A 25,937-nucleotide genomic window follows, 5' to 3' on the forward strand; every position below is an offset into this window, starting at 1 on the left:
CAGTTGTTTTCGATCCGGATCAAACGCATTTTTCGATTTTTCTGTTTCATACCCCCATGGCCAGACGGAAGGTCACTGCCTTTATGGCTTGGATGACTCATCCAACCCCGGCGCCTCGCGTACGATAAAGTGATCCAGATTCTCGATATTGGCGCTGAACACCCCGAACGTCTGCTCGGGGTTTTTCTTGCTGGGCACCTGCCGCAACGCAGGCTGGACGCCATAAAAGAAGCAATACAATGGCTTCCCGCTCTCGATGGCGTGCTTGATTTCCTCCAGGAACGCCTTGCATTTGCGGTAGCTGTCGATCAGCTTCTTGTTCAGGTAAACGTTGACCGAGTAGGGCGTCTTCTCGAACCAGACCTTCTTTTCGAAGTCGATGCGAAAGCTCTGGGTGTAGTCCTTGATCTGCTTGATCCTGCCCCAGTAAATCAGTCCCGGGTTGTCTTGCAGGTACTCGATCTTCTTGAAAAACGAGGCATAGGGCGCGGTGTGCTGGCCAATCTTCAGCGGCATGCGCTTGAGCAGCGCCTTGTCCTCGAAGTTCGACACGAAACATTCCACCGGATGGGCGAAGACACTGGTCTTGTCCGGCGCCGACTCGCGGCCGGATTGCTCGACGCTGCTGATCGTCGATGCCGCTGCTGGCTCAGCTCCTTGCAGATCGGCAGCCACCGTCGGGTGCGACGGCTTGCGCACATACTCACGCCGACTGAGTAATAATTCCGACGGGAAATGTTCCTCGCGACTGTCATCCGTTTCCTCGCCGACCGAAGCCGGGGTCTTCAGGCTCACATAAGGACAACCCGCGACATGCCGCGTACTCGGCAGATTCTTGAAGTGCGGCGTGCGCACGTAGTTGACGTTTTTGGCGTTGAACGTGCCCAAACCGTTCGCCGCATCAAACGCCAGGCGACAGGCATCGTTGGGGCACTGGAAATGTTCCTGTGCGGAATCGAACGCCATCGACTCGTCGAAATTCAGGTCGCGCACGTCATAGATCGACAGTTTTTCCTCGAGGCCGAGGCAATAGGCGAGGTCGAATTTCATGGGGTTACCACTGCGCCCGATGGGAACCCAGTTCAGACGCTGCAAGCGTCCACTGCACGGGCGTCCCGCTGATCTTCAGCGGCACATGCAGGCGATGTGCCGGGCCCCATGGCGTTTGCTCGACCAGCATGCCCTGATCCTGTTCGTCTTCGGCCCGCAATGGCTCGGCGCTACCGGGACCCTGGTCGATCAACAGCTTCGCCGTACGCGCCAACGACAGCCGCGCCGAACCACCCAGGCCGTTGTTCAAGCGTTCTGCCAACAAGCGGATCGCACTGGCCGCCATCAGATACCCGGTGGCGTGATCGAGCGCCTGCAGTGGCAAGGGCGTCGGTTTGTCCGCCTGCTGGCTGAGCATGCCCGCGTGCGCGATGCCGCTGCTCATTTGCACCAGGCTGTCGAAGCCGCGACGGTTCTGCCACGGACCGCTCCAGCCGTAGGCGTTGAGGCAAACGTCGATCAGGCCGGGAATCCGCTGCTGTCGTTCGGCGGCACCATACCCCAGGCGCTCCAGGGCATCGGCGCGGTAACCGTGGAGCACGATGTCGGCGTCCTTGAGCAGGCTTTCGAATACCTGGCGATCGGTTTGGTCGTGCAGATCCAGGCGTGCACAACGCTTGCCCAGCGTCATCTCCGGCACCACGCCCGGCTCGTTCCAGGTGGGTGGGTCGATGCGCAGTACATCGGCGCCAAGGCTCGCGAGAAAGCGGCTGGCGACCGGGCCTGCGAGTACGCGGGTCAGGTCCAGCACCTTGATTCCGGCCAAGGGGCGCGCCACCGAACCTTGCCAGATTGTGTTCTGCGGAGTGTGGCCGGCGGTGAACTGAATCAGCGGTTCGGCGTTGACCGCGAGGCCCTGCGGATGGACCTGCCACTGTTCCCACGTGCGCATTTCGGCGGCACAGCCACCGGCATCGACCACGGCCTGTTCCAGGTCAGTCCTGGCCCATTGCGCCACTTTAGCTGCCATCGACTTGCGGTCGACGCAAGCGCCCAGCACGGCTTCAGCGGCGGCGCGGTGATGGGGCGCATTGGTGTGCAGACGAATCCAGCCGTCCTTCGTGGCGTAGTCGCCAGCAATCGGGTCCCACAGTGGCGGGACCTTCCAGCCCAGCGGGCGGATCGAACTGGAAAACCAGAAGGAGGCCAGGCGCCGGTCGACTTCAAGGCCGGGCAAGCGTCCGGTTTGCTGGTGCAGCAATTCGCTGACTGCCTGGCCGGCGGCGCCGATGCTGGCGCACGCCAGGTCGGTGACGGCGAACGCCGAGGGCAGGGCGCCGCTGGAGGTGAATGTCAGGGGGGTGAGCGGCAAGCCGAGTTCGGCTTGAATGGACGTGAGTAGATCAGTCATCGAAGGGCTCTCCGGTACGAGAGCCCGAGCATAAAAAAAAAAAACCTCAGAGCTGATGAAAACCCCGTAGGAGCTGCCGAAGGCTGCGATCTTTGATCTTGAAAAATCAAAAGATCGCAGCCTTCGGCAGCTCCTACAGGTAAGGATCACACCCGGAACTGATCCATCAGTTTCATCTGCTGGGTGGTCAGGGCATTGAGCTGGCTGCTGATCTGCGCCGATTCGGTGGCTTGGCCGGTCAGGGTTTCGGTGACCGTACGGATCGCCGAGACGTTGCGGTTGACCTCTTCGGCCACGGCACTTTGCTGTTCGGCGGCGCTGGCGATCTGCAGGTTCATGTCGCTGATCACCGTGACCGCGTCGCTGATCTTGCCCAAGGCCTGCACCGCTTGCTGGATCTGCCCGGCGTTGCTGTGGGCCTGGGTCTGGCTCGAGTGCATGGTGGCGACCACACCGCGGGTGCCGCTCTGGATGCGCTCGATCACCAGGCGAATCTCTTCCACCGAGTCCTGGGTGCGCTTGGCCAGGTTGCGCACTTCGTCGGCGACCACCGCAAAGCCGCGACCGCTCTCGCCGGCCCGGGCAGCTTCGATCGCCGCGTTGAGCGCCAGCAGGTTGGTCTGTTCGGCGATGCTGCGGATCACCTCCAGTACCGAGCCGATCTGCTCGCTGTTGACCGCCAGTGCCTCGACTTCAGTCACGGCCTTGCTGACTTCGTCGGCCAGTTGATTGATGTCGCGGGTGCTGCGCTCGATGATCTGCATGCCATCGCGGGCCGACTGATCGGCGCCCTTGGCCGCACTGGCGGCGTTCGATGCGCTGTTGGCGACATCGTGGGCGGTGGCGCTCATTTCATTGGAGGCGGTGGCGACCTGGTCGATTTCGCGAAATTGCACCTGCATGCCTTCGCTGGTCTGGCGAGCGATTTCCGAAGACTGGTCGGCGGTGCCGCGGGCATCGGTAATGCTCTGCTTGATCTGCGCGATGGTCGGCTGCAGCTTGTCGAGGAAGCGGTTGAACCAGCTGACCAGTTCACCCAGTTCATCCTTCTTGCTGTAATGCAGGCGCTGGGTCAGGTCGCCGTCGCCACTGGCAATCGCCTTGAGCATCTCGGCCACGCTGTTGATCGGCCGGGTCACGCCTGACGCGGTCAGCCACATCAGCAGCAGGCCGAGCAGGCCGGCAACGACGGCGACCAGGATCGCCTTGAGCGTGCCGCTTTGCTGGGCATCGTCGAGCACTGCTTGCAGCTTCACCGAATCGGCCAGCAGCACTTGCTTGGGCAAGTCGATCACCACGCCCCAGGGCTTGGCGTCGGCAATCGGGCTGACCGGGTACACCGCGCGGATCAGGTCGCCTTGTTGAAGAATCTTCGGCGCACCGCCGGCCAGCGATTGCTGGATGTCCTTACCCTCTGCGCCCAGGGTGTCGCCGATGCTTTTGCCGACCTTGCCAGCGTCGACACTGTAGGCGGCGAGCACGCCGGTGCCGGAGACGATCAGCATGTGCCCGGCGTTGTTGAACAGCTCGCGCTGGGAGTCGACGGCCGCGGCCTGCAGGGTGTCGAGGGCGATGTCGATACCGACGACGCCGATGACCTTGCCGTCCACCAGCAGCGGCAGGGAAATGGTGGTCATCAACACTTCCTTGTCCGCGACGGTGTCGGCGTACGGGTCCAGCAGGCAGGTACGCTTGCTGTCCCGGGGGCAGGTGTACCACACGTTGTAGGGTGTGCCGCTGAGGTTCAGGGTGGTCTTGGTCATGTCTTCTTCGACCATGATCGTGTTGAGTGCGGTCCCTGCGCTTCGGCTCCAGTAAGTGGCGAAACGACCGATTTCGTTGGACTGGCGGGCGGCGTCTCCGACGAATTCGCTGTCCTTGCCATCCAGGCCATTGGGCTCGAACGCCAGCCAGATCCCCAGCACCTTGCCGTTGCGCTCGAAGGCGGTCTTCAGGCTCTGGTTGAGCTCCTCGCGCAGGGTGCCGGCGTCCAGCGAACGCTTGGCTGCCATGTTGCGCAGGTCCTTGATCTGGTCCGCCAGGGCGGTCACCACCGTCAGGGTTTCACCGAACGTCTTCTGCACCCGCACCGCTTGCTCGGCGGCCTTGGCCTGGAGCAGGTCTTGCACACTGTCGGTGAGCATTGTGCTGCTGGAAGCGCTGACCAGTTCATCGTTCTGATTGGTCTGGTAGAGGTTCATGCCCACGATCGCTGCGACCACGCCAAGCAGGCACAGACCGGACAGCAGGACGATTTTCAGGCGGATGGACAGTGAGTCGAACATGGGGCGAGCTCGCGAATGGATGAGAGGTTGGCTGTGAGCCATGGCGGCTCGACACGCCAAATCCATTTAGCGCCATTCCAGCACATCGGCGGGGGGTACAGATTGCATGAGTGGGCTGCCGACGAACGGTCATGTTTGAACGTTTGCGCGGGAGAATGTGCCGAAAAGCCGGTGAAAAACGGGGAAGTTTGTCGGCGTTATGCCAGTGATTCCGGTCGCGACCAGATCCACAGGTTGCCCAGTCCCATGCCGGCAATCGCCAGGTAGATCGGCCAGCCATGATCGAGCATCACCAGCATGAGCCCGGCACAGAACAGCATGCTGACAGTGGCGCTGACCTTGGCCCGGCGCGCAATGATTTTGCCGTTGCGCCAGTTACTGAGAATGGGGCCGAACAGCCGATGGTTTTCCAGCCAGGCACTCAGGCGCGGTGAGCTTCGGGTGGCAGCCCAGGCGGCCAGCAGGATGAATTCGGTGGTCGGCAGGCCGGGTATGACGATGGCGACCAGGCCGATGCCGAGGCTGACGTAGGCCAGCAGGCCGAAGAGGAAGCGGGCGAGTTTGGAGGAGGCAGGCATGGGGCGCTTGATCAGAATTCTTTGGACTGACTCGGTCCCCTGTGGGAGCGGGCTTGCTCGCGAAGGCGGTGTGTCAGGCGACATTGATATCACTGACACGACGCCTTCGCGAGCAAGCCCGCTCCCACAGTGGGGGGTGGGGTGTCAGACGATTTCCGGGGTGGTGGCGTACGCTTGTTCCAGCAATACCGTGTAGCGGTTGAAGGCGTCAATGGCGCCCTTGTCCAGTTCGGCTTCTTCCTCTTCGCCAAGTTCCAATTCATCGAGGGTCTTGACGAAATTTTTCCAGCCTTGCGCGCGGCCACCTTCAGGTTCGCCAAGGTGGCGGGCGCCGAAGGTTTCGCTCAGGCCCAGGCCCACGGCACGCTTGATCAGGAACGCTGCGCCCAGCTTCGAGCCTTCGGAGACGAAAAGCCAGCCCAGGGCCTGGGCCTTGCTCGGGTTTTGCAGCGCACCAGCCACGGGCGCCGGAACTTCGGTGTCGAGGTCTGCCAGGTCGGCCTTGGCTGCATCGGCACGGCATCGGGCCGGCAGGTCCGGGACGATGGCTGTCAGTTCGGCATCGTTGTACAGCGCCACCAGCTCCGATTGGAACAGGTATTGCGCCACCACAAAACGGGCGAAGTTGGCCTGGGTTTCAAAGGGTGCGTGGGCTTTGACCAGTGCATCGAGCTTGCTGTGGGGCTCGTTGGTGACCTGGTTCAAGCGTTGCGAGCGCAGGGTGGGGCGTTGGGCGGTGTCCTGGGTGGTCATGGCAAATCCTTGAAAAGAAGAGGCGCTTGGTAACGAGACGAATGAGCAGGCGCGTGACAGTAAAAAATCCTCACCGGGCGGCTATCAGAGCGCCGCCCGGTGTGCACAGGTTCAGATGTCCCAGACCAGATTGATCGCGAAGTTGCGTCCAGGCTGAGTCAGGCGATCGAGGTTGGCCGGTTGCGTCACCGACGCTTCGCCGACGTTGTCGTAGCCACGCACGTCATCCCACAGCCAGTACTTCTTGTCGGTCAGGTTGTAGACGCCGCCGCTGACGGTCACGTCGTCGGTGACCTTGTAGTAGGCGCTCAGGTCGAGAATGCCGAAGCCCGGGGTCTTGAACTGGCTGCTGACGCCGTCCGGAGACTTGAAGTTGCTGTCGTCGACGCGGTCCTTCTTTTTCACCAGGGTCCAGCTGAGCAGGCCGCCGTAATGGTCCTGGTCATAACCGAGGCCGAACACGCCGGTCAGTGGATTGACACTGTTGATCGGCTCGCCGTTGTCGTTGTTGCGACCGTAGGCGTAGGCCACCGAGCCCTGGGTATAGAGGCCTTGGGGGGCGCCAAAGGCGTCGAGGTTCAGACGGCCCCTGACCTCCGCACCCTTGATGGTGGCGTGCTTGATGTTGGCGCTCTGGAAGGTCGGTTCGTCGTAGCCCGGGGTGACCGCGTCTTCGTTGATGAAGTCGCGGTACTTGTTATAGAACACCGCCACATCGAAGGAGCCCTGCTCGAAGTTGCCCCGCAGGCCGGTCTCGTAGCTCTGGCTTTTTTCCGGGTCCAGGTCCGGGTTCGGTTCCACCCGGTAGCCGGTAGCGGAGTTTTCAAAGCGCCCGTACAGCGCCTTGGCGGTCGGGGTGCGGAACCCTTCGGCGTACTGGCCATACCAGGTGTAGTTTTCCGTCAGGGCATAGGTCAGGCCGAATTTGGGCGAGACTTTGTGCCAGGTCTTGTTGCCGTCGCTGACGGTACCAAGGCCGTCCGGGTCCACGGTGTTGAGGAACTCCTGGGTGATGTCCGGCTTGAGTTCGGTGTAGTCGTAGCGCAGGCCGGGCAGGAAGGTCCAGTCGTTCCAGCTGATCTGGTCCTGTGCGAACAGGCTGTAGGTGTTGATGGTCGGGTCCGGGAAGTCGCTGGATTTCTTCAGCACGTCCGCCGGGCTGGGAGCACCGATGGCGGTGCAGCCGCGACCGACCGCCAGGCAGGTGGCGTTGCCGCTGCGTGAGCCGGTGACTTTCTGCTGCTTGAGGGTAGTGCCGTAGGTCAGAAGGTGTTCGGTGTCGGCAATGCTGAAGCCCTTCTCAAATTGAGCGTCGAAGACCCACTGCTTTTCTTCGTAGACCGTGTCCCGGGTACGCAACACCTTGCGGGTGATCGGGAAGTAGACCTCGTCAGTGCTCTGGTCGGTCTTGGCGATCTGGTGGTTCAGGCTCCACTTGACGTTATCCACCAGCAGGCTGTCGAGCGCGAAGCTGTGCTCCAGGCCGAAGCGTTCACGGGTAATGGTGTCGTTGCCGGTACGCGACTGGTACATGCCGCCGGGCAGGATGCTGTCGGGAATGGTCGGCGCGCCTGCAAAGTAAGGACCGCCATAGGCGCTTTTCTGATCGGTGTCGCGATCGTCCTTGTATTTCTCGTAGGTCAGGCCCAGGCGTGCATCGTCCTTGTAGTTCCAGCCGAGCTTGGCCAGCACGTTGGTGGCGCGCACATCTTCAGGGTTGGCGGCGGTGCGGGTCAGGCCGGTGCTGTTGTTGCTGCCGTAGGATTCGGTTTCATGACCGTCGCGCTGGCTGTAGTGCAGCAGGCCGTCGAACTGGTCGGCGCGACCGGCCACGGTGGCGGATTTCAGCCAGCTTTCGTCCGCGGAGCTGTAGCCGGTCTTCAGGCGGGCACCGACGTCCTGGCCTGGCTTGATGATGTCGTCCGGGTCCAGGGTGTAGTAGCTGACGGCACCACCGATGGCGTTGCTGCCGTAGAGCACCGAAGCCGGACCGCGAAGGATTTCCACGCGCTTGATGATCTCGGGGTCGACGTAGTTGCGCTGGGTCTTGGCGTAAGGACCGTTGAAGAAACCGTTGGGAATTTCGACACCGTCGATCTGGGTCAGAACTCGGTTACCGTCGATGCCGCGGATGTTGTAGCCGCTGATCCCGCCACGGGTACCGGCACCGCCCACCGAAACGCCTGGCTCGTAGCGCACCAGGTCCTTGATGGTGTTGACGTTGTTGCGGTCCAGCTCTTCGCGGGTGTGGACGGTGACGGTGCTGGGGACGCTGTTCACGTCCTGCTCGTTACGCGTGGCGCTGATCGTCACCTGTTGCAGGTTCAGGGTGCCGGCATTGCTGCGGCGTTCCAGCACGATGTTGTTGCTGCCCAGTTTTCGATAGCTCAGGTTGGTCCCCACCAACAGGCGATCCAGGGCCTTTTCCGGTGGCAGCGAGCCACGCACGCCCGGCGAGCTCATGCCTTGCGCCAGTTCGGCGGAAAAGCCCACCTGCCAGCCTGTCACGGCGGTAAAGGCATTGAGTGCCGAGACCAGCGGCTGTGGCGCAATGGTGAACGCGTAATCGCCCATTTTGCGCGACGGCTGCTCGGCTGCAGTGGCGGCCATGACCGGCGCAGTACCGGCCATCAGGATGGCGGCGGTCAGCAGCGACAGTACGCGGGAAGGTGAAGAGGCTGGGCGGGTAAGGCGAGAGGACATCGATAGCGCTCCGTGTCGCACGAATCTTTATAGGTGCTGATTGGCATCAAGGATGCGAATCAATTGCATTGGCTATAACGAGACGTACGAGCTTCGGCTATCGAGTAAAAATAATTCTCATTCAGTTCAAGATGACCAGTGCCGGGAATTCCTGGAGCCGGGCCGAGGTGATGTGCGCCAGGGAGCGGACCACGTCCAGCGGCTGGTCGAGACGGTAGTTTCCGGTCACGGCGACATCAGCCAACTGCTCGTTGTTGTTGATGATCCAGCCCGGATAGTAGCGACGCAATTCCGCCAGCACCTGGCTCAGCGGGCAGTTTTCAAACACCAGGCGGCCCTGGACCCAGGCCAGGTCGGTGGCTGCATCCAGTTTGGCCGGGCGGTCGAAACCGTTGGGGCCGATGCGGATGCTTTCCCCAGCGGTCAGGCGTACCAGGGCGTTGTCGCCGCTGGCGCGCAAGTCGACATCCCCGCGCTGCACCCGAACCTGGGTCACGCCGTCGAGGTAACGCACGGCAAACGCGGTATCGCGGACACTCGCGGTGACCCGCCCGGCGTCGATCTCCAGCGGCAGGCCGCGATGGGGCTGCACGTCGAAAAACGCCTCGCCCTGATACAGGCGGGCCACGCGCTTCTGATCGTTGATGGTGCTGGAAAAGGCCGAGTTGGTGTTGAGCAGGACTTGCGAGCCGTCCTCCAGTTGCAGGCGCTGGCGCTCACCGACCACGGTCAGGTGATCGGCCTGCAGGCGCATGGGCAGATTGCTGAAACTGAACAAACCGAGGATCAGCACGGCGGCAGTGGCCAGGGGTTTCCAGTGCGGACGCAGGCGCGACAGCACGCTGACTTTTGTGGGCTGCGTTGCCAGGGTTTGCGCGCATTGGGTGACTGGCGCACCGTTCCAGATCGCCTGGGCCCTGGCAAACGCTTCGGCGTGCGCCGGGTCGGCCGCGAGCCATTGGTGGAACTGGCGGGTCTGTTCTTCGCTCGGGCTGTCCAGCACGATCAGCCAGTCCAGGGCCTGGTCCATCGCCTCGGCTGTAGCCTGCGCCGGGGCAGGCGAAGGGGCGCGGTGGGTGTCCGTCACGGTGTTTACTCGGAAGGTTGAGAGATGCAGTTTCAAGCTTCAAGCTACATGCTGCAAGCTCGGTTCGGCGGTGGAGCTTGCAGCTTAAAGCTTGCCGCTGCTGTTCTCTGCGACAGCCATACATATCGTCATGATCAGTTTCAGCTCTTTCTGCACGGTACTGAGCGAGACGCCGAGTTTCTCGGCGATCTCCAGGTAGCTGTGGCCGTGCAGGCGGCTGAGGATGAAAATCTGCTGCTGGCGGGCACTGAGTTGACTGAGGCGCACGTTCAAACGCTCGAGCAGTTGTTCGGCATGGGCGGCGTCTTCGGCACTGCTGGCGGGGGCGGCGACGCTTTCCACCACCTCCAGTGGCACGTCGTCGACCATGGTGCGCGCATGGATGCGCCGCGCACGCAAGTGGTCCAGCGCCAGGTTGCGGGCGGTCTGGAAAACGAAGGGTTCCAGGTGATCGATGGCCCGCTCGCCGAGCGCCCGGGTTACGCGCAGGTAGGTCTCCTGCAGGAGGTCTTCGGCGGTGCTGTGATTGTTGACCATCCGCTCCAGCGTGCGCAGCAGGGAGACTCGCTGGGTGATGAAGACGTCGTTGAAGCGCGATTGACTCACGGGAGGACCTGATCCATTTTAAGCGAATGATAATGCTTATCATCTACTTGAATGGTCAAGTCCTGATTTGTGAAGGTTTACGCACGACCCTGCAAATAGGTCGCGTAATCGGGAATCCGATGGGCGTGGGCCTGATCCATCAGCGGGCTGCTGAGCAGGTAGTCGGCGCTGCATTCGTTGCATGCCACCGGGATGTTCCAGACCGCCGCGACCCGCAGCAATGCCTTGATGTCGGGGTCGTGTGGCTGTGGTTCGAACGGGTCCCAGAAGAACACCAGCATGTCGACCCTTTGCTCGGCGATGCGTGCGCCGAGCTGTTGGTCGCCGCCCAGGGGGCCGCTGATCATGCTCTCCACGGGCAGGTCCAGGCGTTGTTGCAACAACAACCCGGTGGTGCCGGTGGCGACCAGTTCATGTTGGGCCAGGCGGTCTTTCTGGCGCTCTGCCCAGTCCAGCAGGAACACCTTGCAGTGGTCGTGGGCGACCAGGGCGATGCGTTTGCGCGCAGCGATGGTCTTTTGGGTGAAGCTGATACCGATCATGGAGTGTTCCACAGGCGATTTGCGAGGGTGATTCTGAGGACGCCATCGCCAGCAAGCCGGCTCCTACAAGGCGCGTCGTATGCGATTCCTGTAGGAGCCGGCTTGCTGGCGATGGCGATCATGCAGGCGCCGAATTATTCGGCGTGGCATAGCGCCAGGCAGTTATCGAGCATGCGGTTGGAGAAGCCCCATTCGTTGTCGTACCAGGCCAGCACCTTGAGCAGCTTGCCGCTGGACTTGGTGTGGTTGGCGTCGAAGATCGACGACAGCGGGTTGTGGTTGAAGTCGCTGGAAACCAGCGGCAAGGTGTTGTAGCCGAGGATTTTCGAGTGCTGGGCGGCTTGCTTGAGCAGTTCGTTGACTTCTTCCTTCGACGCTTCGCGCTTGAGCTGCACGGTCAGGTCGACGAGGGAGACGTTGATCACCGGCACGCGCACGGCCATGCCGGTCAGTTTGCCCGCCAGTTCCGGCAGCACCAGGCCCACCGCTTCGGCAGCACCGGTCTTGCTCGGGATCATGTTCTGGGTGGCCGAACGGGCGCGGTACGGGTCGCTGTGGTAGACGTCGGTCAGGTTCTGGTCGTTGGTGTAGGCATGGATGGTGGTCATCAGGCCGCTTTCGATGCCCAGTTCGCGGTGCAGCACCTGAGCCACCGGGGCCAGGCAGTTGGTGGTGCACGAGGCGTTGGAAATAATCTGGTGCGACTGGCGCAGAATGTCGTGGTTGACTCCATATACCACGGTGGCGTCGGCGCCTGCGGCCGGGGCCGAGATGATCACTTTGCGTGCGCCGGCCGTAATATGCGCGGCGGCTTTGGCCCGGTCGGTGAACAGACCGGTGCATTCGAACACCACATCGATCTTTTCCGCGGCCCAGGGCAGGTCGGCCGGATTGCGGATGGCGCTGACCGAAATGCGGTCGCCGTTGACGGTCAGACTTTCCTGGTCATGCTGGACATCGGCTTCGAACGTGCCGTGAACCGTATCGTACTTGAGCAAGTGCGCATTGATAGCGCTGTCTCCCAGGTCGTTGATGGCGACGATCTGCAAATCCTGGCGATAGCCTTGGGTATAGAGTGCTCGAAGGACGTTACGACCAATGCGGCCAAAACCATTGATTGCGATTCGTAGAGTCATTTATCAGCGCCGCCGTCGTTTTGTTGTTGGAATTACAAGATTATTCGCAAAAAAATAGAAAACAAGCCTTTTTAATGGCAATATTTTATTCAATCTACAACGAGTGACCTGAATTAACTGGTCCAACCGATCAAGAAAACCGTCTGTCATCCCATCGACACCGGCCTTTGATCAGCATAGACAATCAGGTCGCCACATCCGTTAGCCTGGAGTTCTACACATGCATCCCCGCGTCCTTGAGGTCACCGAACGGCTTATCGCCCGCAGTCGCGCCACGCGTGAGGCTTACCTTGCACTGATTCGCGATGCCGCCAGCGACGGTCCGATGCGCGGCAAGCTGCAATGCGCCAACTTCGCCCACGGCGTGGCCGGTTGCGGCAGCGACGACAAGAACAGCCTGCGGATGATGAACTCCGCCAACATCGCAATTGTTTCGTCATATAACGACATGCTCTCGGCGCACCAGCCGTATGAAGTCTTCCCCGAACTGATCAAGAAGGCCCTGCGCGAAATCGGCTCCGTCGGCCAGTTCGCCGGCGGTACCCCGGCCATGTGCGATGGCGTGACCCAGGGCGAGCCGGGCATGGAGCTGAGCCTGCCGAGCCGCGAAGTCATCGCGCTGTCCACCGCCGTTGCGCTGTCCCACAACATGTTCGATGGCGCGCTGATGCTCGGCATCTGCGACAAGATCGTCCCGGGCCTGATGATGGGCGCGCTGCGCTTCGGCCACCTGCCGATGATCTTCGTCCCGGGCGGGCCGATGGTGTCGGGTATTTCCAACAAGCAGAAAGCCGACGTGCGCCAGCGCTACGCCGAAGGCAAGGCCAGCCGCGAAGAGCTGCTGGAGTCGGAAATGAACTCCTACCACAGCCCCGGCACCTGCACCTTCTACGGCACCGCCAACACCAACCAGCTGTTGATGGAAGTCATGGGCCTGCACTTGCCGGGCGCTTCCTTCGTCAACCCGAACACGCCGTTGCGCGACGCCCTGACCCGCGAAGCGGCGCACCAGGTGACGCGCATTACCAAGCAGAACGGCGACTACCTGCCGATCGGTGAAATCGTCGACGAGCGTTCGCTGGTCAACTCCATCGTCGCCCTGCATGCCACCGGCGGCTCGACCAACCACACCTTGCACATGCCGGCGATCGCCATGGCGGCGGGCATCCAGCTGACCTGGCAGGACATGGCCGACCTCTCCGAGGTGGTGCCGACCCTGAGCCACGTCTACCCGAATGGCAAAGCCGACATCAACCACTTCCAGGCCGCGGGCGGCATGTCGTTCCTGATTCGCGAACTGCTGGACGCCGGGCTGCTCCACGAAAACGTCAACACCGTGCTCGGTCACGGCCTGCGCCGGTACACCATGGAGCCGTTCCTCGACAACGGTGAACTGGTCTGGCGCGAAGGCATCACCGAAAGCCTCGATGAAAGTATCCTGCGTCCGGTCGCCCGCGCATTCTCGCCGGAAGGTGGTCTGCGGGTGATGGAAGGCAACCTCGGTCGCGGCGTCATGAAAGTTTCCGCGGTGGCGTTGGAAAACCAGATCGTCGAAGCGCCCGCCATGGTGTTCCAGGATCAACAGGACCTGGCCGATGCGTTCAAGGCCGGTTTGCTGGAGAAGGATTTTGTCGCGGTGATGCGCTTCCAGGGCCCGCGTTCCAACGGCATGCCGGAACTGCACAAGATGACGCCGTTCCTTGGCGTGCTGCAGGATCGCGGCTTCAAGGTGGCACTGGTCACCGACGGGCGGATGTCCGGTGCGTCGGGGAAAATCCCGGCGGCCATCCATGTCAGCCCCGAAGCTTATGTGGGCGGCGCTTTGGCACGGGTGCAAGAGGGCGATATCATCCGCGTCGATGGCGTTAAAGGCACCCTGGAGCTTAAGGTGGACGCCGAAGAATTTGCAGCGCGCACACCAGCCAAGGGTTTGTTGGGCAACAACATCGGCACCGGTCGCGAACTGTTTGGTTTCATGCGCATGGCCTTCAGCTCGGCGGAGCAGGGGGCCAGCGCCTTCACTTCTGCCCTGGAGACGCTTAATTGAAACTGGCTTTGGTCGGTGACATCGGAGGCACCAACGCACGTTTCGCGTTGTGGAAAAACCAGCAATTGGAAAGCGTCCAGGTGCTGGCGACGGCCGACCACGCCAGCCCGGAAGAGGCGATCAGCCTCTACCTGAGCGGACTCGGCTTGGCGCCGGGTTCCATCGGCTCGGTATGCCTGTCGGTGGCAGGCCCCGTGAGCGGCGACGAATTCAAATTCACCAACAATCACTGGCGTTTGAGCCGCAAGGGTTTCTGCAAGACCTTGCAGGTCGATCAGCTGCTGCTGGTCAACGATTTCTCGGCCATGGCCCTGGGCATGACCCGTCTGCAACCCGGTGAGTTTCGCGTGGTGTGCGAAGGCACGCCGGAGCCGTTGCGCCCGGCGGTGGTGATTGGCCCGGGTACGGGGCTGGGCGTTGGCACGTTGCTCGATCTGGGCGACGGGCGTTTTGCCGCGTTGCCGGGGGAGGGCGGTCACGTCGATCTGCCGCTGAGCAGCCCGCGCGAGACTCAACTGTGGCAGCACATCTTCAACGAGATCGGCCATGTCAGCGCTGAAACGGCGTTGAGTGGCGGCGGCTTACCCCGAGTCTATCGGGCGATCTGTGCGGTGGACGGTCATACGCCTGTGCTCGAAACCCCGGAGGCGATTACGGCTGCCGGGTTGGCGGGCGATCCGATTGCCCTGGAAGTGCTCGAACAATTCTGCTGCTGGCTCGGTCGCGTGGCCGGCAACAATGTGCTGACCACCGGTGCGCGTGGTGGTGTGTTCATCGTTGGCGGGGTGATCCCGCGCTTCGCCGATTTCTTCCTCGAAAGTGGCTTCGCTCGATGCTTTGCCGACAAGGGTTGCATGAGCGATTACTTCAAGGGGATTCCGGTGTGGCTGGTGACGGCGCCGTATTCCGGGTTGATGGGGGCAGGGGTAGCACTGGAACAATCTGTCCCAGTGTGAAATGCGATCAAAAATGTGGGAGCAGGCTTGCTCGCGAAAACGGTTTTACATTCAACACATTCGTTGATTGACACACCGCTTTCGCGAGCAAGCCCGCTCCCACAATTGTTTCTGTGGTGTTTGTAAAAATGGTGCTTAAGGCATAATCCGCCCAATTCAAATAATAAGGACGCCTTCCTGTGAGCTCAGTCAACAAGTCGATTTTGTTGGTCGATGACGATCAAGAGATACGCGAGTTGCTGGACACCTACCTGACCCGCGCGGGTTTCCAGGTGCGTACCACGCCCGATGGCGCAGGCTTTCGCCAGGCCCTCAACGACGCTCCCAGCGACCTGGTGATCCTCGACGTGATGCTGCCGGACGAAGACGGTTTCAGCTTGTGCCGCTGGATTCGCCAGCACCCGCGTCAGTCCCAGGTGCCGATCATCATGCTCACCGCCAGCTCCGACGAGGCCGACCGGGTCATCGGCCTGGAGCTGGGGGCCGACGACTACCTGGGCAAGCCCTTCAGCCCCCGGGAATTGCAGGCGCGCATCAAGGCCTTGCTGCGCCGGGCCCAGTTCGGCCAGGAGCGCTCCGGCGGCGAAGTGCTGGCCTTCGATGACTGGCGCCTGGACATGGTCAGTCATCGCCTGTTCCACATCGATGGCGAAGAGGTGATTCTGTCCGGTGCCGATTTCGCCCTGTTGAAGCTGTTCCTCGATCACCCCCAGGAAATCCTCGACCGCGACACCATCGGCAACGCCACCCGGGGCCGGGACCTGATGCCCCTGGACCGCATCGTCGATATGGCGGTCAGTCGTCTGCGCCAGCGTCTGCGCGATACGGAAAAACCACCGCGGCTGATTCGCACCGTACGGGGCAGCGGCTATCAGCTGGCAGCCAGTGTGGTTGCCGCCAATGGTCACTGATTTCCTGCGCAACTTGGCCGGCCGCGTGCCGGTGCCACGCTCGCTGCTCGGGCGCATGTTGCTGCTGACGTTACTCGCGGTGTTGTTTGCCCAGACCTTGTCGAGCGTGATCTGGGTTTCCCAATTACGTGCGACCCAGCTGGAAGGCCTGGTCACCAGCGCGCGCAGCCTCGCTCACTCGATGAACGCCAGCGTCAGTTACCTGCGCTCGTTGCCGGTGGCCTATCGCCCGCTGGTGCTCGACCAGCTGCGCAGCATGGGCGGTACGCGGTTCGTGGTGACGCTCAATGACAAACCCCTGGGCATGGAAGTGTTGCCGATCACGCCCCGCAAGGAAGCGGTGATCAAGGCGGTGGACCAGGTGCTGCGCCAGTCCCTCGGCCAGGACACCGACATCTCGGTAACCTTTGTCAGCCCCGAAGACCTGCGGATCTTCAACGCTGGTCTCAAGCTCGACGAACTGCCACGTTCCTGGGCGCACTACGCGCTGACCCTGGAGCCGGTGAACCCGCCGGTGCTGGTCACGCAGATCCAGATGGCGCCGGGCGAATGGCTGTACATCGCCTCGCTGTTGCCTGAGCCCTACACCAGTCTTGAAGAACAAGGCCTGCCGGCGCAGCAGGTGTGGTTCATCGTCCTCACCAGCGGCTTCCTGCTGTTGTTCATCGGCCTGTTGGTGCACTGGCAAAGCCGGCCGCTCAAGCGCCTGGCGCGGGCGGCGAGGGACCTGTCGCTGGGCGCCGACGTCGAGCCGGTGGCCGAAGGCGGCGGCAGTGAAGTGGTCGAAGTCGGCCGCGCCTTCAACACCATGCGCGAGCGCATCAGCCGTTACCTGACCGAACGCAGCCAGTTGTTCAGCGCGATTTCCCACGACTTGCGCACCCCGATCACCCGTTTGCGCCTGCGGGTCGAATTGCTCGAAGACGAACAGCTGCAAGCCAAGTTCGGGCGTGACCTGGATGAGCTGGAGCTGCTGGTCAAGGGCGCGCTGCAATGTGTGAAAGACACCGACATCCACGAGAACATCGAGCAGGTCGACCTCAACCATGTGCTTGAATGTCTGGTCGAGCCGTACCTGTCACCCAACGGTAACGGTCGCGTGACCCAGCAAGGCCGCGCCCTGGCGGCCTATCCGGGCAAACCGCTGGCGCTCAAGCGTTGCATCGGCAACCTGATCGACAATGCCCTGAAGTACGGCCAGAACGCCCACCTGCACATCGATGATGACGACAGCGCGTTTGTCCTGCATGTCGATGATGAAGGGCCAGGGGTTCCCGAGCAGCGACTGGAGCAGGTGTTCGAGCCGCACTTTCGTCTGGCCGGGCAGCAGCAGGGGTATGGGTTGGGGTTGGGGATTGCGCGCAATATTGCCCATAGTCATGGAGGGGAAGTGAGTTTGCAGAATTTGCGTGAGGGGGGGTTGCGGGTGACCCTGCAACTGCCCCGCAGTGTTGATTAGCAATACCGCGTTATCGTTCTTCGCGAGCAAGCCCGCACACAGTTGGAATGCATTCCAATGTGGGAGCGGGCTTGCTCGCGAAGGCGTCAGTGCATTCAACGCAATTTCAAAAGGGAAATGTCACAGCTTGGTGACATAACACGCCCCCTTCGTTACAAGCCCACCACCGCCCGTTGTTTAGACTGCCCCTCAGTCATAACAACAAAAAAGGCACCCCATGGACTCTTCTCAACCCGCCTTCAGCAGCTGGCTGAACGCACCGGCCCATCAGCAATGGCTCGCCGCCGAAGGCTTGCGCCTACTGGCATTCGCCAAGGCATCAAGACTGCCTGAAGGCTTCGGCAATCTCGACGAAAAAGGTCGTCTGCCGGCCGACGCCCAAGCCCACACCATGAACACCGCGCGCATGACCCACAGCTTCGCCATGGCGCATATCCAGGGCCTGCCGGGTTTTGCCGACCTGGTGGATCACGGCATCCAGGCCCTGCGCGGACCCTTGCGCGATGCCGTGCACGGTGGCTGGTTCGCGCTCGCCCAACACCGTGACGGTAACACCGGCAAGAACGCCTACCTGCATGCCTTCGTGGCCCTGGCCGCGAGTTCCGCGGTGGTCGCGCAACGGCCCGGTGCGCAGGCCTTGCTCGATGACGCGATCGACATCATCGACAGTTGTTTCTGGAGCGAAGAAGAAGGCGCCATGCGCGAATCCTTCAATCGCGACTGGAGCGAAGAGGAGGCGTACCGCGGCGCCAACAGCAACATGCACGCCACCGAAGCTTTCCTCGCCCTGGCCGATGTCACCGACGACAAGCGCTGGTTAAACCGCGCCCAGCGCATCGTCGAGCGAGTGATTCATGGTCACGCCGCCGCCAATGACTATCTGGTGATCGAGCATTTCGACCGCGACTGGCAACCGCTGCGCGAGTACAACCACGACAACCCGGCCGATGGTTTTCGCCCCTACGGCACCACGCCGGGACACGGTTTCGAATGGGCTCGATTGCTCTTGCATCTCGAGGCTGCGCGAGTACGCGCCGGCATGCTCACCCCAGGCTGGCTGGCCACCGACGCGCAAAAACTCTTCGAGCACAACTGCCGCCACGGCTGGAACATCGACGGCGCGCCGGGCCTGGTCTACACCCTCGACTGGGACAACAAGGCAGTGGTCCGCCATCGCCTGCACTGGACCCATTGCGAAGCCAGCGCCGCCGCCAGTGCCTTGCTCAAGCGCACCGGCGATGCGCAATACGAATACTGGTACCGACTGTTCTGGGAATTCTGTGACAGTCATTTCATCGACCGATGCGATGGCAGTTGGCATCACGAACTCGACCCCTTGAACCGCCCAAGTGCCGATATCTGGCCCGGAAAACCCGACCTCTATCACGCCTGGCAGGCGGTGCTGATCCCGCGCCTGCCGTTGGCGCCGAGCATGGCCAGTGCGCTGGCAGCATTGTCCCAGAGCGGTTCTGTGTAACCATGCGGTGACATTCGCGCGTCCCTTCGTTACCTGCGAAGGGCCGTCCCCTGTTTAAAATCCTCTGCAGCGCAAGCACCAGACTTGCATGCATAACAACAAGAAAGGTACTTCTCGATGAATGCGATTTCTCGCCTCGCTACTGTCATTTCCCTCGTCTCCCTGTCTGCGCTTCCGCTCAGTGTGCTTGCCGCCGAATCCAAAGGTTCCGTGGAAGTCGTTCACTGGTGGACCTCGGGTGGTGAAAAGGCAGCGGTCGATGTGCTCAAGGCTCAAGTCGAAAAAGACGGCTTCACCTGGAAGGACGGCGCAGTCGCCGGTGGCGGCGGTGCGACGGCCATGACCGTGCTGAAAAGCCGAGCCGTAGCGGGTAACCCGCCAGGCGTTGCCCAGATCAAGGGCCCGGACATTCAGGAGTGGGCATCGACCGGTCTGCTCGACACCGACGTCCTCAAGGACGTTGCCAAAGAAGAGAAGTGGGACAGCCTGCTCGACAAGAAAGTCTCCGATACCGTGAAGTACGAAGGTGATTACGTGGCCGTGCCGGTGAACATTCACCGGGTGAACTGGCTGTGGATCAACCCGGAAGTCTTCAAGAAAGCCGGTATCACCAAGAACCCGACCACCCTCGAAGAATTCTACGCTGCAGGCGACAAGCTCAAGGCTGCCGGCTTCATTGCGCTCGCCCACGGCGGCCAGCCTTGGCAGGACAGCACCGTGTTCGAAGCCGTTGTGCTTTCGGTCATGGGTGTCGATGGTTACAAGAAAGCCCTGGTTGATCTCGACAACGGCGCGCTGACCGGTCCGGAAATGGTCAAGGCGCTGACCGAACTGAAGAAAGTAGCGACCTACATGAACGCCGACGGCAAAGGTCAGGACTGGAACCTGGAAGCGGCCAAGGTCATCAACGGCAAGGCCGGCATGCAGATCATGGGTGACTGGGCCAAGTCCGAGTGGACCGCCGCCAAGAAGGTCGCCGGCAAGGACTACGAGTGCGTAGCGTTCCCGGGTACCGACAAGGCCTTCACCTACAACATCGACTCGCTGGCAGTGTTCAAGCAGAAGGACAAAGGCACTGCTGCCGGTCAGCAGGACATCGCCAAAGTCGTATTGGGTGAGAACTTCCAGAAAGTCTTCAGCATCAACAAGGGCTCGATCCCGGTGCGCAACGACATGCTGGCGGACATGGGCAAGTACGGTTTCGATGCGTGCGCCCAGACCGCGGCCAAGGACTTCCTGACTGACGCCAAGTCCGGCGGCCTGCAACCGAGCATGGCGCACAACATGGCGACCACGCTGGCGGTACAGGGTGCGTTCTTCGACGTAGTGACCAACTACATCAACGACCCGAAAGCCGACCCGGCTGATGCGGCCAAAAAACTCGGCGCGGCGGTTCAGTCGGCCAAGTAACCCTTAGCACCGCAGGCCCCTCCTGTGGGAGCGGGCTTGCTCGCGAAGGCGTCGCTTCAGTTGATACATGTTTCGCCTGACACACCGCTTTCGCGAGCAAGCCCGCTCCCACAAGGGAATGCCCTTGTAATCTTTATTGTGGATTTCCCCATGAGTTCTGTTGCTGTGTTCAGCAAGGCCTCGCCGTTCGATGCATTGCAACGCTGGCTGCCAAAACTGGTGCTGGCGCCGAGCATGTTCATCGTGCTGGTGGGCTTCTATGGCTACATCCTGTGGACGTTCGTGCTGTCGTTCACCACATCGACCTTCCTGCCCAACTACAAGTGGGCGGGCCTGGCGCAATATGCGCGGCTGTTCGACAACGACCGCTGGTGGGTGGCGAGCAAGAACCTGGCGCTGTTCGGCGGCATGTTCATCGGCATCACCCTGGTGATCGGCGTGCTGCTGGCGGTTTTCCTCGACCAGCGCATCCGTCGAGAAGGCTTCATCCGCACCATTTACCTGTACCCGATGGCGCTCTCGATGATCGTCACCGGTACTGCATGGAAATGGCTGCTCAACCCGGGCATGGGCCTGGACAAATTGTTGCGTGACTGGGGCTGGGAAGGCTTCCGCCTGGACTGGCTGATCGACCCGGATCGCGTGGTCTATTGCCTGGTGATTGCCGCTGTCTGGCAAGCCTCGGGCTTTATCATGGCGATGTTCCTCGCCGGCCTGCGCGGCGTTGATCAATCGATCATCCGTGCCGCGCAGATCGATGGGGCGAGCATGCCGCGCATCTACTGGGAAGTGGTGCTGCCAAGCCTGCGCCCGGTGTTCTTCAGCGCGGTGATGATCCTGGCGCACATCGCGATCAAGAGTTTCGACCTGGTGGCGGCGATGACCGCCGGTGGCCCGGGCTACTCCTCGGACCTGCCAGCGATGTTCATGTACTCCTTCACCTTCAGTCGCGGCCAGATGGGCATGGGTTCGGCCAGTGCGATTCTGATGCTCGGTGCGATTCTCGCAATCATCGTGCCTTACCTGTACTCCGAGCTGAGGACCAAGCGTCATGACTAGTCTCGCTGCCAAACCTGCCATCAGCTTGAGTCGCATCGCGATCTACGCCGTGCTGATCCTCGCCGTGATGCTCTACCTGATTCCGCTGGTGGTCATGCTGTTGACCAGTTTCAAGACCCCGGAAGACATCAGCACCGGCAACCTGCTGAGCTGGCCGACCGTGGTCAGCGGCATCGGCTGGGTCAAGGCCTGGGCCACGGTTGACGGTTATTTCTGGAACTCGATCAAGATCACCGTTCCGGCGGTGCTGATCTCCACGGCCATCGGTGCCCTGAACGGCTACGTGCTGTCGATGTGGCGTTTCCGTGGTTCGCAGCTGTTTTTCGGCCTGTTGCTGTTCGGTTGCTTCCTGCCGTTCCAGACCGTCCTGCTGCCGGCCTCGTTCACCCTCGGCAAGATGGGCCTGGCGAGCACCACCACGGGCCTGGTGTTCGTGCACGTGGTCTATGGCCTGGCGTTCACCACGCTGTTCTTCCGTAACTACTACATCAGCATTCCCGATGCGCTGGTGAAAGCGGCACGCCTCGACGGCGCGGGTTTCTTCACCATCTTTCGCCGGATCATCCTGCCGATGTCGACGCCGATCATCATGGTCTGCCTGATCTGGCAGTTCACTCAGATCTGGAACGACTTCCTGTTCGGGGTGGTGTTCTCCAGCGGGGATTCACAACCGATCACGGTGGCGCTGAACAACTTGGTCAACACCAGTACCGGGGCCAAGGAATACAACGTTGATATGGCCGCGGCGATGATCGCCGGGCTGCCGACCCTGCTGGTCTATGTGGTCGCAGGCAAGTATTTCGTGCGCGGGCTGACGGCCGGCGCAGTCAAGGGGTAATCATGGCTACGCTCGAACTTCGCAATGTAAACAAGACCTATGGCGCCGGCCTGCCGGACACCCTGAAGAACATCGAACTGTCGATCAAGGACGGTGAGTTCCTGATCCTTGTCGGCCCGTCGGGCTGCGGCAAGTCGACCCTGATGAATTGCATCGCCGGTCTCGAGACCATCACCGGCGGCGCAATCATGATCGGCGACCAGGACGTCAGCGGCATGAGCCCCAAGGATCGCGACATCGCCATGGTGTTCCAGTCCTACGCGCTGTACCCGACCATGAGCGTGCGCGAGAACATCGAGTTCGGCCTGAAAATCCGCAAGATGAGCCAGTCCGCCATCGATGAGGAAGTCACTCGCGTCGCCAAGCTGTTGCAGATCGAACACCTGCTCAATCGCAAGCCCGGCCAGCTCTCCGGTGGTCAGCAACAGCGTGTGGCGATGGGCCGTGCCCTGGCGCGGCGGCCGAAGATCTATCTGTTCGACGAACCGCTGTCCAACCTCGACGCCAAGCTGCGGGTCGAGATGCGCACCGAAATGAAACTGATGCACCAGCGCCTCAAAACCACCACGGTGTACGTGACCCACGACCAGATCGAGGCCATGACCCTGGGGGACAAAGTGGCGGTGATGAAGGACGGGATCATCCAGCAGTTCGGCACGCCGAAGGATATCTACAACAACCCGGCCAACCTGTTCGTGGCGAGCTTCATCGGTTCGCCGCCGATGAACTTCATCCCTCTGCGTTTGCAGCGCAAGGACGGTCGCCTGCTGGCGCTGCTCGACAGCGGCCAGGCCCGTTGCGAGCTGCCGCTGGGCATGCAGGACGCCGGGCTCGAAGACCGCGAAGTGATCCTTGGCATGCGCCCTGAGCAGATCGTACTGGCCAGCGGCGAGCCCAATGGCTTGCCGAGCATTCGCGCCGAAGTCCAGGTCACCGAGCCAACGGGGCCGGACACCCTGGTGTTCGTCAACCTCAACGACACCAAGGTCTGCTGCCGCCTGGCGCCCGATGTTGCGCCGCAGGTTGGCGAGACTCTGACGTTGCAATTCGATCCGGCGAAAGTGCTGCTGTTCGATGCCAAGACAGGTGAGCGGCTGGGGGTGGCTGGCTTGCCGAAAACCGAAGCTCACGCCGCCAACGTGGCCCAATTCAAAGGCCGCTGAAGATCAAAAAATGTGGGAGCAGCCCGCTCCCACAGGGGATGTAACCGCGTTAGATAAAAACAGTTAATAACAATAAGACGAGGATGTAGGGATGAAGAAGAACAACAACGCTCAGCTTATCTGCCAGTTATCGGCGATTGCGGCAATGATGCTGGCCGGTAGCGTGCACGCGGCTGATGCGTTCAGCGCCGATTCCGAATGGATGACGGGCGATTGGGGTGGTGAGCGGACCAGGCTGATCGAGCAGGGCATCGACATCAAGATGGACTACGTCGGTGAAGTGGGCGGCAACCTCGATGGCGGTTTCAACGATGACAAGACCGCACGCTACAGTGACCAGTTCGGCCTGGGGGCGGCGCTGGACCTGGAGAAACTGTTCGGCTGGGACAACACCCAGGCCAAGATCCAGCTCACCAACCGTAACGGTGAGAACATCTCCAACGATCGCATCGGCGACCCGCGTGCCGGCACCTTGAGTTCCTCCCAGGAAGTCTACGGCCGTGGGCACATGGTCCGGCTGACCCAACTGTGGATCAAGCATCAGTTCTTCGACAACAAACTCGACATCAAGGCCGGTTACTTCGGTGAAGGTGAAGACTTCAACACCTTCCCCTGCGAATTCCAGAACCTGGCGTTCTGCGGCTCCCAGGTGGGCAACTGGGCCACCAACATCTGGTACAACTGGCCGGTCAGCCAGGCGGCGATCCGCGTGAAGTACAACTTCTCGCCCGAGTGGTATGCGCAGATCGGCGCGTACAACCAGAACCCGTCGCAACTGGAGCACGGCAACGGCTTCAAGCTCAGCGGCAGCGGTACCGAAGGCACCGTCCTGCCGGTGGAACTGGTGTGGTTGCCCAACCCAGGCAAGTTGCCGGGCGAATACCGTGTTGGTTACTACAAAAGCACCGCCAGCGCCGATGACGTGCTTGAAGACGACAACGGCAACAACGCGGCCACCAGCGGCAACGCCTATCGCAGCCACAGCAGCAAGCACGGCTACTGGTTCGTGGCGCAACAGCAACTCACCAGCCATAACGGTGACGCGACCCGCGGTCTGAACATCGCCGCCAACGCGACGTTCCACGACAAGGACACCAACATCGTCGACAACTACCAGTCGCTGATGTTCGTCTACAAAGGCCCGTTCGATGCACGTCCGAAAGATGACATGGGGATCGGTTTCGCCCGCATCCATGTCAACGATGACGTGAAGAAAAACGCCGAGCTGGTCAACGCCTCCAATGGTGTCAGCGATTACAACGATCCGCTGTTCTCGCCGCTGCGCGACACCGAATACAACTACGAGCTCAACTACGGCTTCCACGTGACCAACTGGCTGACCGTGCGTCCCAACCTGCAATACATCACTCACCCGGGCGGTGTGGATGAAGTCGATGACGCTTTGGTCGCCGGCCTGAAAATTCAGTCGGTGTTCTAACGCGACTGCGATAAGCTCCTCACCATGTGCGCATTTTGCGGACGGCCAAGGCTGTCCGCTTTTTTTTGCCGGCGGCGCACCCCGGTAACAGATGATTTTCAGGACCGTGGCACATGCTTGAGCATCCGCTACAACGCTTCTTCAAATCCTTGCGTGAACGGCCGGTGTTCGCGTGGGAGCGCTATCAGAAGCGCGACGTGCTGGTGATCGATCATCCGCTGTGTCAGGCGGTGTTCAGTCGCCAGGGTGCGCAGTTGCTGCACTTCCAGCCCAAGGGCCAGAAACCCTGGCTGTGGTGCGCGGCGAAGTGGCCGCAGGTCGGGGCCATTCGCGGAGGCGTGCCGGTGTGCTGGCCATGGTACGGCCGCCACCCGAGCGAAAACGCCTGGCCGTCCCACGGTTGGGCGCGTTTACTCGACTGGAAACTGATCGACAGCAGTAACGATGACGATGGCGTGCGCCTGCACTGGCAGCTGGAGCTGTGCGACTGGCAGGTAGACCTGCATGCGCACCTGGGGGAACGCATGGATTTGCGCCTGAGCACCGAGCATCAGGACGACATGCCGTGCCAGTTGAGCCAGGCTTTGCACGCTTACTGGCGTATTGGTGATGTCGGTGAGGTAGCGCTGTCTGGGCTCGATGGCGCGCAGGGTTACGACCAGTTGAACCGGCAGGTTTGCCAGCAGGAAGGCGAGTTGCGCGTCGAAGGTGGCTGCCAGCGGGTGTTCCAGCATGACGGTGAGTTACAGCTTAACGATCACGCCTGGGAGCGGGCGTTGTGCATCGATACGGGCGCCAGCGCTGACACGGTTGTGTGGCATCCGGGTTCGCGGCCGTTGCTGGGGGTGAGTTGGAGCGAGATATCCGAATTCGTTTGTGTAGAGGCGGCGAGTGGCGGCACCGACAGCCTGTGCCTGAAGCCTGGGGAGCGGGCGCATTTGAGTTTGCAGGCGCGGGTGGGGGCATGATTTTGTGGTGTTGCCGCTGGCCTCTTCGCGAGCAAGCCCGCTCCCACATTCGACCGCATTCCAACTGAAGAAACCGGATCAAATGTGGGAGCGGGCTTGCTCGCGAAGACGGTCTGACAG

21 protein-coding genes and 1 pseudogene are annotated in these 25,937 nt (G+C 61.5%); 11 read left to right on the top strand and 11 right to left on the bottom strand.

Annotated features, from left to right (window positions below):
• Positions 1 to 81: 81 nt before the first annotated feature.
• The 11 genes and pseudogenes from DKB71_RS06830 to gap all read right to left on the bottom strand — a co-directional run bounded on the left by DKB71_RS06830 (position 82) and on the right by gap (position 12,091).
• Complete coding sequence (locus DKB71_RS06830; protein ID WP_408599925.1) at positions 82 to 1,050, bottom strand: hypothetical protein; 969 nt, start codon at positions 1,048 to 1,050, stop codon at positions 82 to 84.
• 4 nt (positions 1,051 to 1,054) lie between these two features.
• On the bottom strand, positions 1,055 to 2,401 hold the full coding sequence (locus DKB71_RS06835) for a CoA transferase (protein ID WP_408599926.1): 1,347 nt from the start codon (positions 2,399 to 2,401) through the stop codon (positions 1,055 to 1,057).
• 146 nt (positions 2,402 to 2,547) lie between these two features.
• Positions 2,548 to 3,303 carry a methyl-accepting chemotaxis protein gene (locus tag DKB71_RS06840; RefSeq protein WP_408601063.1) on the bottom strand — a complete coding sequence of 252 codons (756 nt, stop codon included), beginning with the start codon at positions 3,301 to 3,303 and terminating at the stop codon, positions 2,548 to 2,550.
• Positions 3,304 to 3,453: 150 nt separating this feature from the next.
• Positions 3,454 to 4,752 (bottom strand): annotated as a pseudogene (locus DKB71_RS06845) (chemotaxis protein); the annotation flags it as partial.
• Between the two features lie 131 nt (positions 4,753 to 4,883).
• Entirely contained in the window at positions 4,884 to 5,264 is a 381-nt protein-coding gene (locus DKB71_RS06850; RefSeq protein WP_408599927.1) for a YbaN family protein, read from the bottom strand.
• Positions 5,265 to 5,408: 144 nt separating this feature from the next.
• Complete coding sequence (locus tag DKB71_RS06855) at positions 5,409 to 6,017, bottom strand: biliverdin-producing heme oxygenase (RefSeq protein WP_408599928.1); 609 nt, start codon at positions 6,015 to 6,017, stop codon at positions 5,409 to 5,411.
• A gap of 111 nt (positions 6,018 to 6,128) precedes the next feature.
• A complete protein-coding gene (locus tag DKB71_RS06860; protein ID WP_408599929.1) occupies positions 6,129 to 8,720 on the bottom strand; it encodes a TonB-dependent receptor in 2,592 nt (863 codons plus the stop codon).
• Positions 8,721 to 8,841: 121 nt separating this feature from the next.
• On the bottom strand, positions 8,842 to 9,807 hold the full coding sequence (locus DKB71_RS06865) for a FecR domain-containing protein (protein ID WP_323607245.1): 966 nt from the start codon (positions 9,805 to 9,807) through the stop codon (positions 8,842 to 8,844).
• Positions 9,808 to 9,891: 84 nt separating this feature from the next.
• Entirely contained in the window at positions 9,892 to 10,413 is a 522-nt protein-coding gene (locus DKB71_RS06870; protein ID WP_408599930.1) for an RNA polymerase sigma factor, read from the bottom strand.
• Between the two features lie 77 nt (positions 10,414 to 10,490).
• Positions 10,491 to 10,955 (bottom strand): methylglyoxal synthase, encoded by a 465-nt coding sequence (locus tag DKB71_RS06875; RefSeq protein ID WP_408599931.1) that lies wholly within the window; start codon positions 10,953 to 10,955, stop codon positions 10,491 to 10,493.
• Positions 10,956 to 11,089: 134 nt separating this feature from the next.
• Entirely contained in the window at positions 11,090 to 12,091 is a 1,002-nt protein-coding gene (gene gap, locus DKB71_RS06880; protein WP_274073378.1) for a type I glyceraldehyde-3-phosphate dehydrogenase, read from the bottom strand.
• 220 nt (positions 12,092 to 12,311) lie between these two features.
• Here gap and edd point away from each other — a divergent pair, with 220 nt between their 5' ends.
• From edd to DKB71_RS06935, 11 genes are all read left to right on the top strand, one after another.
• Positions 12,312 to 14,138 carry a phosphogluconate dehydratase gene (gene edd / locus DKB71_RS06885; RefSeq protein WP_008056761.1) on the top strand — a complete coding sequence of 609 codons (1,827 nt, stop codon included), beginning with the start codon at positions 12,312 to 12,314 and terminating at the stop codon, positions 14,136 to 14,138.
• Complete coding sequence (locus DKB71_RS06890) at positions 14,135 to 15,094, top strand: glucokinase (protein WP_408599932.1); 960 nt, start codon at positions 14,135 to 14,137, stop codon at positions 15,092 to 15,094. The genes edd and DKB71_RS06890 overlap by 4 nt, the downstream gene beginning before the upstream one ends.
• Before the next feature lie 179 nt (positions 15,095 to 15,273).
• A complete protein-coding gene (locus DKB71_RS06895) occupies positions 15,274 to 16,005 on the top strand; it encodes a response regulator (RefSeq protein ID WP_408599933.1) in 732 nt (243 codons plus the stop codon).
• Positions 15,995 to 17,464 carry an ATP-binding protein gene (locus DKB71_RS06900; RefSeq protein WP_408599934.1) on the top strand — a complete coding sequence of 490 codons (1,470 nt, stop codon included), beginning with the start codon at positions 15,995 to 15,997 and terminating at the stop codon, positions 17,462 to 17,464. The genes DKB71_RS06895 and DKB71_RS06900 overlap by 11 nt, the downstream gene beginning before the upstream one ends.
• A 217-nt stretch (positions 17,465 to 17,681) precedes the next feature.
• The gene (locus tag DKB71_RS06905; protein WP_408599935.1) at positions 17,682 to 18,941 is read left to right on the top strand and encodes an AGE family epimerase/isomerase; all 1,260 of its coding nucleotides are present in this window, start codon (positions 17,682 to 17,684) and stop codon (positions 18,939 to 18,941) included.
• A gap of 117 nt (positions 18,942 to 19,058) precedes the next feature.
• Positions 19,059 to 20,351 carry an ABC transporter substrate-binding protein gene (locus DKB71_RS06910; RefSeq protein ID WP_408599936.1) on the top strand — a complete coding sequence of 431 codons (1,293 nt, stop codon included), beginning with the start codon at positions 19,059 to 19,061 and terminating at the stop codon, positions 20,349 to 20,351.
• Positions 20,352 to 20,501: 150 nt separating this feature from the next.
• The gene (locus DKB71_RS06915; protein WP_408599937.1) at positions 20,502 to 21,410 is read left to right on the top strand and encodes a carbohydrate ABC transporter permease; all 909 of its coding nucleotides are present in this window, start codon (positions 20,502 to 20,504) and stop codon (positions 21,408 to 21,410) included.
• The gene (locus tag DKB71_RS06920) at positions 21,403 to 22,248 is read left to right on the top strand and encodes a carbohydrate ABC transporter permease (RefSeq protein ID WP_047532453.1); all 846 of its coding nucleotides are present in this window, start codon (positions 21,403 to 21,405) and stop codon (positions 22,246 to 22,248) included. The genes DKB71_RS06915 and DKB71_RS06920 overlap by 8 nt, the downstream gene beginning before the upstream one ends.
• Before the next feature lie 2 nt (positions 22,249 to 22,250).
• Entirely contained in the window at positions 22,251 to 23,411 is a 1,161-nt protein-coding gene (locus tag DKB71_RS06925; RefSeq protein ID WP_274073384.1) for an ABC transporter ATP-binding protein, read from the top strand.
• 91 nt (positions 23,412 to 23,502) lie between these two features.
• Entirely contained in the window at positions 23,503 to 24,849 is a 1,347-nt protein-coding gene (locus tag DKB71_RS06930; RefSeq protein WP_274073385.1) for a carbohydrate porin, read from the top strand.
• Between the two features lie 113 nt (positions 24,850 to 24,962).
• The gene (locus DKB71_RS06935) at positions 24,963 to 25,817 is read left to right on the top strand and encodes a D-hexose-6-phosphate mutarotase (RefSeq protein WP_408599939.1); all 855 of its coding nucleotides are present in this window, start codon (positions 24,963 to 24,965) and stop codon (positions 25,815 to 25,817) included.
• Positions 25,818 to 25,937: the final 120 nt, after the last annotated feature.

Origin of the sequence: Pseudomonas sp. PLMAX, assembly GCF_046042685.1 — a bacterium.
Taxonomy (GTDB): domain Bacteria; phylum Pseudomonadota; class Gammaproteobacteria; order Pseudomonadales; family Pseudomonadaceae; genus Aquipseudomonas; species Aquipseudomonas putida_AE.

What these genes read in the sequence shown, in the direction of transcription:
- DKB71_RS06875 (WP_408599931.1), bottom strand. Translation starts at nt 10,955, where the DNA reads ATGATCGGTATCAGCTTCACCCAAAAGACCATCGCTGCGCGCAAACGC.
- gap (WP_274073378.1), bottom strand. Translation starts at nt 12,091, where the DNA reads ATGACTCTACGAATCGCAATCAATGGTTTTGGCCGCATTGGTCGTAAC.
- DKB71_RS06930 (WP_274073385.1), top strand. Translation starts at nt 23,503, where the DNA reads ATGAAGAAGAACAACAACGCTCAGCTTATCTGCCAGTTATCGGCGATT.
- DKB71_RS06850 (WP_408599927.1), bottom strand. Translation starts at nt 5,264, where the DNA reads ATGCCTGCCTCCTCCAAACTCGCCCGCTTCCTCTTCGGCCTGCTGGCC.
- edd (WP_008056761.1), top strand. Translation starts at nt 12,312, where the DNA reads ATGCATCCCCGCGTCCTTGAGGTCACCGAACGGCTTATCGCCCGCAGT.
- DKB71_RS06840 (WP_408601063.1), bottom strand. Translation starts at nt 3,303, where the DNA reads ATGCAGGTGCAATTTCGCGAAATCGACCAGGTCGCCACCGCCTCCAAT.
- DKB71_RS06925 (WP_274073384.1), top strand. Translation starts at nt 22,251, where the DNA reads ATGGCTACGCTCGAACTTCGCAATGTAAACAAGACCTATGGCGCCGGC.
- DKB71_RS06920 (WP_047532453.1), top strand. Translation starts at nt 21,403, where the DNA reads ATGACTAGTCTCGCTGCCAAACCTGCCATCAGCTTGAGTCGCATCGCG.
- DKB71_RS06915 (WP_408599937.1), top strand. Translation starts at nt 20,502, where the DNA reads ATGAGTTCTGTTGCTGTGTTCAGCAAGGCCTCGCCGTTCGATGCATTG.
- DKB71_RS06855 (WP_408599928.1), bottom strand. Translation starts at nt 6,017, where the DNA reads ATGACCACCCAGGACACCGCCCAACGCCCCACCCTGCGCTCGCAACGC.
- DKB71_RS06860 (WP_408599929.1), bottom strand. Translation starts at nt 8,720, where the DNA reads ATGTCCTCTCGCCTTACCCGCCCAGCCTCTTCACCTTCCCGCGTACTG.
- DKB71_RS06830 (WP_408599925.1), bottom strand. Translation starts at nt 1,050, where the DNA reads ATGAAATTCGACCTCGCCTATTGCCTCGGCCTCGAGGAAAAACTGTCG.
- DKB71_RS06905 (WP_408599935.1), top strand. Translation starts at nt 17,682, where the DNA reads ATGGACTCTTCTCAACCCGCCTTCAGCAGCTGGCTGAACGCACCGGCC.
- DKB71_RS06910 (WP_408599936.1), top strand. Translation starts at nt 19,059, where the DNA reads ATGAATGCGATTTCTCGCCTCGCTACTGTCATTTCCCTCGTCTCCCTG.
- DKB71_RS06835 (WP_408599926.1), bottom strand. Translation starts at nt 2,401, where the DNA reads ATGACTGATCTACTCACGTCCATTCAAGCCGAACTCGGCTTGCCGCTC.
- DKB71_RS06900 (WP_408599934.1), top strand. Translation starts at nt 15,995, where the DNA reads ATGGTCACTGATTTCCTGCGCAACTTGGCCGGCCGCGTGCCGGTGCCA.
- DKB71_RS06935 (WP_408599939.1), top strand. Translation starts at nt 24,963, where the DNA reads ATGCTTGAGCATCCGCTACAACGCTTCTTCAAATCCTTGCGTGAACGG.